Here is a 7,213-nt window from a genome sequence, read left to right as displayed (position 1 = left end):
GCCATAATTTTCAGTTCCGCCTATTCAGCGGTTATGGGTGTTCTTTCTCAGCTTATTACGGAAGAAACGCTTGTTATCAGCGATGCACTTAACCACAATTGCATTATTAACGCCATCAGGTTGTCGAGACCGGCTGTAAAAGCCGTCTACCCTCACCTCAACATGGAAGGCCTGTCATCTGCCCTTAAAGAAGGCGCCGGCAAAGCAAAAAGGGCCATTGTCGTTACTGACGGTATTTTCAGCATGCGTGGAGACCATGCGCCTCTCGACAGGATTACAGATATCTGTCGAAACCATGAAGGCACCTTTAAAGAGGGGATCATTACCGTTGCCGATGACTCTCACGGTGTAGGCGCCTTTGGAAAGAGTGGAAGAGGTACGGAGGAAGTGACAGGAAGAAAAGCAGATGTACTCATTTCAACGCTGGGCAAGTCAATAGGTGTCAATGGGGGCTACGCAGTGACAAGTTCAACTATCATCGACTACCTGAGGGAAAAGGCTCCTTTCTATGTCTACTCCAACCCGATTACACCTTCAGAGGCTGTGGCGACATTAAAGGCCTTGCAACTTCTCGACAGCCCGGCTGGGCTTAAGCTGCTGGAAAATCTAAATTCTCTGACAAAAAAACTGAAAAAGGGCATTGAAACATTGGGGTTTGAAACTATTGCCGGTGATCACCCCATTGTTCCATTAATGATAAGGAACACAGAGAAAACCAGGGGACTCGTAAATTATCTCTTTACCCGTGGCATCCTGGCAACGGGACTTAACTATCCCGTCGTACCAAAGGGAGATGAGGAAATACGCTTTCAGGTCTCGGCCGGCCATACTTCAGGTGATATTGAATATTTACTTGAAACATTGGGAAGCTTTAAGGAGTACTAGGAGCCTGCCGGACTTAGGGAAAATCTACTGCGAAAAAGAGAAGTTGAAAAGCGGCATCTGTCAGGACATAGATAAGAAATAAAGCGGAACTGTCATATAATCGGTTCCGCTTGAAATGAAGAAATAATTCATCCTCCTTCAAGAAGCAAACTCAATCAGAAAAGCTATCCCTTATCATCCTGCATTCATAAATGCCCCTAAATTGCATTTTCATAAGTTCCTGCTATCATTATTTTATAAAAACCTCTTTATAACACCAAAAAAATACGGGATTATGAATCTTAAGATTGTAGAAAAAGTTCTAATCGGATTCATTGTCGGATCGACAATACCTGTTATCCTGGGAGTATTTTCTCTTGTAACGCTTATCAGTCTTAACAACATGAACAAGGAACTTATCGAAAATAAAGGCCCTGTTATAAAGATCACAGATGATCTGATCGATACGCTTCTGGCACAAGAGCTTTATGGTTCACGATATTTACTTTCAAAAAAAAATGGAATGCGGATTCTCTTTCGCCAGCGCAGCGTCGAGTTTGGAAAACTTCTTAGTCAAGCCAATAACCTGCCGGGAGAGAAAAACCCTTTACTAAGTAAAATAGCAACCCTTCATTTAGAATATAACGAACTCTTTTCTGAAAGATTCTCCTTAACAAAAAAAACTTCCAATAAAAAGAAAGAAGAATTAAATTATGAAATTGTAAAGAAGCAGGAGAGCATTCTATCCACTATAAATGATCTTTCAGTACAGGCATATGGCGATCACGATAAAATAACCCGCCTCATAGCAAAAACAGTTGATCATGCTTTTGTAAACACAGTCTCCCTCTGCATGCTGGGGATTATTGTGGGGATTGTTGCTGCTGTATTGATAACGAAAAATGTGTCAGGTTCCATTGATAAGCTAAAGACTGCCACAAGGAGAATATCAGAAGGGCAATTCGATCATGTGCCTGAAATAAAACAAGGCGATGAATTATGGGAACTTGCTACTGAATTCAAGTATATGGGAAGCCGTCTCAGACAGCTGGAAGCATTGCATCTCGATGCAAGCCCCCTTACAAAATTACCGGGAGGTGTGGCTATAGAAAAAATGCTTGAAGAACGAATCAATAAAAAAAGCCCGACAACATTCTGTCTCATTGATCTTGATAATTTCAAAGCCTATAACGATCATTACGGCTACTCGAAAGGAAATGAGCTTATAAAGGCTTCCGCTCTCATAATCAAGGACGTGGTTACAAAGCTTGGAGAAATGAGTGATTTTGTAGGGCATATCGGAGGTGATGACTTTGCAGTCATAACAAAGCCGGAATATAATAAAAAAATCTGTATGGAGATAATTGACAAGTTCGACAAAAGGGTTCCCTCTTTTTATAATTCAGAAGACAGGAAAAGAGGTTATATTATGGGAAAAACACGACAGGGAGAAAATACCAGCTTTCCCTTTGTTTCCTTGTCCGTAGCCGCCGTATCCAATGAAAAACGGAAATTTGAAAGTTATATTGAGTTAGGTGAGATTGTTGCCGAATTAAAAGAAGCGGCAAAAAAAATTCCAGGCAGTTCTTACGTAGAAGACCGTCGCACACACAACTCTGCCACACTTTGAAGGTTAAAAGAATGAAGAGAAGTTATTTACTCCCCCTTTTCTTTTTCATAATGCTTGATGTTCTCGGCTGTTCACAAAAACAAAACATGGGAACAGTTGACCATATCCCTGTCATTGGCCTGGAAGAAACAATTGCAGGGCTTGAAAAAAGCGCCGAAGAGAATAAAGACCTGGACGTTAAGGCCCGTATCCACCTTGAACTTGCCGGGCTTTATTACCAGAGCCACGGCGCACAGTGTAATTATGGGAAAGCCCTTGAAGAGCTTGAAAAATATGTGCTCCTGGCCCCCCATAAAAGCAACAGTGATGAAATCAGAAATCTATTGGCAATTCTTCGTGAAGTAAATAATCAGAAAAAAAATAATCTTTTGCTAAAAGAAGAAATTTCCCGATTGAAAGAAACCATCAATAAACTAAATTCACTGGATATAAAAATGGAAATGAAAAGAGAAAAAGTAAAGCAGCAAGGGCCTTAACTTATATTCCATTAAATTGGGGGAGGACCACTATCCTTCTGAGACTTTAAAACTTTAGCTAAAGAAGCAACGATTCCGGAAACGTCAGAAAGGTTTGACGGTATAATAAGGGAATTATTTGTACTGGCCAGCTTGCCGAATTCACCGAGGTACTGTTCGGCAATTCTTAAATTTACAGCGTTCATTCCACCTTTTTCATTGATGGCAAGGGCAATTTCTTTTAAACCTTTTGCCGTTGCTTCAGCCACTTTCTCAATCTCCCGGGCACGTCCTTCAGCCTCGTTGATCCGTTTTTGCTTTTCCCCTTCACTACGTGCTATGAGCTCCTGTTTTTCACCTTCAGCCCTGTTGATTTTTGCCTGCTTATCCCCCTCTGATTCAGCAATCATGGCTCGTTTTTCACGCTCCGCCCTCATCTGCTTTTCCATGGCATCTTTTATACTTTTGGGAGGAACGATGTTCTTTACCTCATAACGGGTCACTTTAACGCCCCATGGGTCAGAGGCCTTATCGACGGCATTGACAATGGTGCCGTTAATGGTTTCCCTCTCTTCAAAGGTCTTATCGAGTTCCAGTTTTCCTATAACACTTCTCATCGTCGTTTGAGCAAGTTGTGATGCGGCAAATTGGTAATTATTTATTCCATAAGAGGCCTTTTTAGCATCGATGACCTGTATATAGAGAATACCGTCAACCTCAACAGAAATATTATCCCTGGTAATGCAGACCTGTGGCAAAACATCGAGGGCCTGCTCTTTTAGACTGTGTCTGTAGTTTATTTTGTCGAGAAAAGGAATAAGGATGTGAAAGCCGGCTTCCAGCGTCGCCTTGTACTTGCCGAGTCTCTCGACGATAAAGGCCTGTTTTTGGGGAACAATCCTGATGGTTTTAATAAAAATGACAAGTGCAAATATAATAACTCCAATGAGGATAACCGTTAATGGTGTAACATTCATTTTATGCCTCCCTAAATCTTTTTAACTTTTAGTGTGATACTTTCTTTATCGACAACCTTAACCATGGCGCCTTGAACAATTTTTTCATCTGCCTTAGCATCCCAACCGGTGCCATGAAGTTCAACCCTCCCTTTAATGCCAGGGCCTATCTCCTTGATTACCCGGGCTGTTTCACCAATAAGTTCATCCATATCGTGAGACATATCCTCCTTTTGAGAGCCATAACCATAAAAAAGAGATTTCAACTGGCTTCTTAACATGGCAAGAAGAAGAAGTGAAGAAACAAGGAATGTGATGAGTTGAACATTTAGAGAAATATCTGCAGCAAAACAAACTAGAGAAACTATCCAGGCACCTACGCCAAAAAAGAACATGACAAGCCCCGGCAAGGCCAGTTCCATAAGTAGAAGAATGAGCCCTATAATGAACCATATGAGTTCCGGCTTAGCCCAATCACTAAAAGTATCCATTTAAAGCCCTCCCCAAGAAGATAAAAAAGTCTGCACTATAAAAATATAACATTACACAACATTTCACCAGAAAAAAGAGGCAAATCCTATTTGCTAAAAATATCACTTAAAAAACGCTGCATATCGTTCCAGGATTGTCGATCAGCTTTTTTATTATAAGCCAGCGGTAAATCAAATTTTTTAGCAAACTTATCAGCATCGGGATTAGTAAAACTATGTTTGGCGCCTTCATAATTCTTAAAGTGGTAATCTGCTCCGGCTTTTTTCATCTCTTTTTTGAAGGCTTCAATCTGTTCCGGTGAAACCATAGCATCTTCCTTGCCGTTACAAACGAGAACTTTTGCCTTTATCGTGCCCGGTTTCGATTCCACTGCTGCACCGAGACTTCCATGAAATGAGACAACACCCTTTAGATCGACGCCCATGCGGGCCATATTCAATACGACGCCACCGCCAAAACAATAGCCGATGGCAGCCATATTCCCGCTATCGGTCATTTTATGTTTTTTCAAGGTATCAAGGGCTGCTTCAAACCTTCTCTTTGCCGATTCCATATTCTTCATAACCTCACCGGCAAAGGCTCCTGCATCATCAGGGTGTTCCGCTTTCTTGCCATCGCCATACATATCTACAGCAAGAGCCACGTAACCTTTCTCTGCCAGCATGCGGGCCCTTTTTCTGGCATATTCATTGTGCCCCCACCATTCATGAACGACAAGTATGCCCGGTCTCTTTTCTTTAATTCCATCATCATAGGCAATGTAGCCCTTAAATGAAGTGCCTCCCTCACTATAAGCAAGTTCCTCTCCCCTTATTTCCGAAAAGACGGTGTGAGGCAAAAGTAATATCAGTCCAAATAAAAATAACGATAATTTCTTCATAGCATCCCCCTGATTTAAAGTTAATTATATTTACCATTAAAATCATGAAAAGAAAAGAATTGAAAGATTTTTTTATCCTTAACTTTGACAAAACAAACAGCTTTGATTATTTGCTGACCTTAGTTGATCCCTCGCCACTTGACTTTATTTTCTACTTCATTTACCCTTCCAATTATGAAATATTCTGAAGCAAAGGAAGGGCGTATCTTTGTTATTCGTCTTTTTGACGGAGAGATTCTTCACCAATCTATAGAGCGATTTGCCGCAGAAAAATCGATCAACGCAGCAACGGTTATTGCCCTTGGCGGTGCAGATAAAGGCAGTGTTCTTACCGTTGGCCCCGTCGATGGACGTCAGTCTCCCGTTACTCCCATGACGCTCGAACTGGATGACGTCTATGAAATTTCAGGAACAGGCACCCTCTTCCCCGATGACGAAGGCAAACCTGTTCTCCACATGCATATTGCCTGCGGACGAAAAGACAAGGCCATTACAGGCTGCGTTCGTACCGGTGTTAAAGTATGGCAGGTAATGGAAGTGGTAATAAGGGAACTTCTCCACTGTAGTGCTGCCAGAATCCCCGATCCTGAAACAGGATTTAAACTTCTTCAACCTTGACCACCCCTTAGTCCCTTTATGCCCTGTGGGTGCGCCTTAATAATGAGGGGATAAATAATCATTTAATTTGTCCTTTTAATATTATGAAATACATCATCTACAAAGAAAAACTCGAACTCTACAAACCTGAAAATCCTGAATCAGAACCGGGCAGCGTCATGCAGACGGAGAATCCCGACTTTGACGATCTATACCGGCACGTCAACTGGTGGTATCTCGAAATCGATGACTACACGAAAAAAGTTAACCGCGAAATTGGTCTCGATAAAGATAAAAATCCTATTGTTCTTGCGCCCTGGGGCTGTAATTACGGCTTGTGGGTTGACTCCGTCGCAGCTCTTGAACGGATTGAATTTGAAGAGACGACGGAAACAGACTTTGAAGAAAAATGGATCGCCATGGAAGAAAAACTGGCTCATTACTGATTCATGGATAGGTCAGTTCCATGACAAAGCATCGTAAAAAAATTATATTTGCCATACTCTGGCTTTCACTCTTTGCCCTTGCCCTCTACTCATGGCTCCAATCGGAAGTCCCCCTTAAAGAAATCCCCAACCTGCTCCACCTGTGGATGAGTGATTTCGGACTCTTTAAATCGGCATCTATTTACATCATCCTTTACACGATACGCCCTCTCATTCTCTTTCCGGCCACCCTTCTCACAGTCGCTTCGGGTCTTATCTTCGGTCCCTGGTTGGGAATCCTTTTTACCATTATCGGTGAAAATGCAAGTGCCAACCTGGCATTTGTCATATCCAGGTGGTTTGGCAGAGATTGGGTCAAATCTCATGAGCATGGCTGGATAGTAAAGTGGGAGGAAAAAATCAGTGAAAATGCCATAATAACCGTTCTTATCATGCGACTCATCTATCTCCCTTTCGATGCCGTTAATTATGGCTGCGGACTCACCTCCATGAAACACATCGATTTCTTTATCGGCACCTTTATCGGCATTATACCGGGGCTAGTCTCCTTCGTTCTTCTTGGCGGAACGGCATCTGCCACAGCAGAAAACAGACTATTGATTTTTGGCCTGGCTCTCACCTTTTTCTTTCTGGGACTGGCAATAGCCAGGGTGATCCACAGGAAGAAGGGTGTTAATTGAAAAGAAAAGGCCTGTTGCAAGTTTAATTAATCTTTGAAATCCCCGTCCTTTGGGCGGGGTTAGAGTTAAAAGGCTATGCCATAATAATTTTTACTTTTCTTTTGCGGACAAAGAAAAGTAACAAAAGAAAGGCCGCCCTAAAACTTGGTCCCGCCAAGGCGGGACTCCCCTCCTTCCACCGTTGCCTTCGGCGGGCACAAAAACTCGCTTCGC

Annotated in this window: 9 protein-coding genes; 6 read left to right on the top strand and 3 right to left on the bottom strand. The window is 42.2% G+C overall.

Going from position 1 to position 7,213, the window contains the following annotated elements:
- The 3 genes from OEV42_21025 to OEV42_21015 form a co-directional block, all read left to right on the top strand.
- The coding region (locus OEV42_21025) for an aminotransferase class I/II-fold pyridoxal phosphate-dependent enzyme (GenBank protein MDH3976754.1) at positions 1 to 885 on the top strand (885 nt) is incomplete at its 5' end.
- A 274-nt stretch (positions 886 to 1,159) separates the two neighbouring features.
- Positions 1,160 to 2,494: a sensor domain-containing diguanylate cyclase gene (locus OEV42_21020; protein MDH3976753.1), complete on the top strand. Its 1,335-nt coding sequence runs from the start codon at positions 1,160 to 1,162 to the stop codon at positions 2,492 to 2,494.
- An 11-nt stretch (positions 2,495 to 2,505) separates the two neighbouring features.
- On the top strand, positions 2,506 to 2,970 hold the full coding sequence (locus OEV42_21015) for a hypothetical protein (GenBank protein MDH3976752.1): 465 nt from the start codon (positions 2,506 to 2,508) through the stop codon (positions 2,968 to 2,970).
- A gap of 11 nt (positions 2,971 to 2,981) precedes the next feature.
- Here the strand turns inward: OEV42_21015 and OEV42_21010 are convergent, their stop codons facing one another.
- The 3 genes from OEV42_21010 to OEV42_21000 all read right to left on the bottom strand — a co-directional run bounded on the left by OEV42_21010 (position 2,982) and on the right by OEV42_21000 (position 5,277).
- Positions 2,982 to 3,926 carry a paraslipin gene (locus OEV42_21010; protein ID MDH3976751.1) on the bottom strand — a complete coding sequence of 315 codons (945 nt, stop codon included), beginning with the start codon at positions 3,924 to 3,926 and terminating at the stop codon, positions 2,982 to 2,984.
- Between the two features lie 11 nt (positions 3,927 to 3,937).
- Positions 3,938 to 4,396 (bottom strand): NfeD family protein, encoded by a 459-nt coding sequence (locus OEV42_21005; protein ID MDH3976750.1) that lies wholly within the window; start codon positions 4,394 to 4,396, stop codon positions 3,938 to 3,940.
- Positions 4,397 to 4,482: 86 nt separating this feature from the next.
- Positions 4,483 to 5,277: a dienelactone hydrolase family protein gene (locus OEV42_21000; protein ID MDH3976749.1), complete on the bottom strand. Its 795-nt coding sequence runs from the start codon at positions 5,275 to 5,277 to the stop codon at positions 4,483 to 4,485.
- A 174-nt stretch (positions 5,278 to 5,451) separates the two neighbouring features.
- Here OEV42_21000 and OEV42_20995 point away from each other — a divergent pair, with 174 nt between their 5' ends.
- The 3 genes from OEV42_20995 (at position 5,452) to OEV42_20985 (ending at position 7,000) form a co-directional block, all read left to right on the top strand.
- A complete protein-coding gene (locus tag OEV42_20995; protein ID MDH3976748.1) occupies positions 5,452 to 5,895 on the top strand; it encodes a DNA-binding protein in 444 nt (147 codons plus the stop codon).
- An 83-nt stretch (positions 5,896 to 5,978) separates the two neighbouring features.
- Positions 5,979 to 6,320 (top strand): hypothetical protein, encoded by a 342-nt coding sequence (locus OEV42_20990; protein MDH3976747.1) that lies wholly within the window; start codon positions 5,979 to 5,981, stop codon positions 6,318 to 6,320.
- A gap of 20 nt (positions 6,321 to 6,340) precedes the next feature.
- Positions 6,341 to 7,000, top strand: a complete 660-nt coding sequence (locus OEV42_20985) for a TVP38/TMEM64 family protein (protein MDH3976746.1) — start codon at positions 6,341 to 6,343, stop codon at positions 6,998 to 7,000.
- The last annotated feature ends 213 nt before the right edge of the window (positions 7,001 to 7,213 follow it).

This window comes from Deltaproteobacteria bacterium (genome assembly GCA_029860075.1).
GTDB lineage: Bacteria > Desulfobacterota > JADFVX01 > JADFVX01 > JADFVX01 > JAOUBX01.
This window is presented reverse-complemented; position numbering and strand designations above follow the sequence as displayed.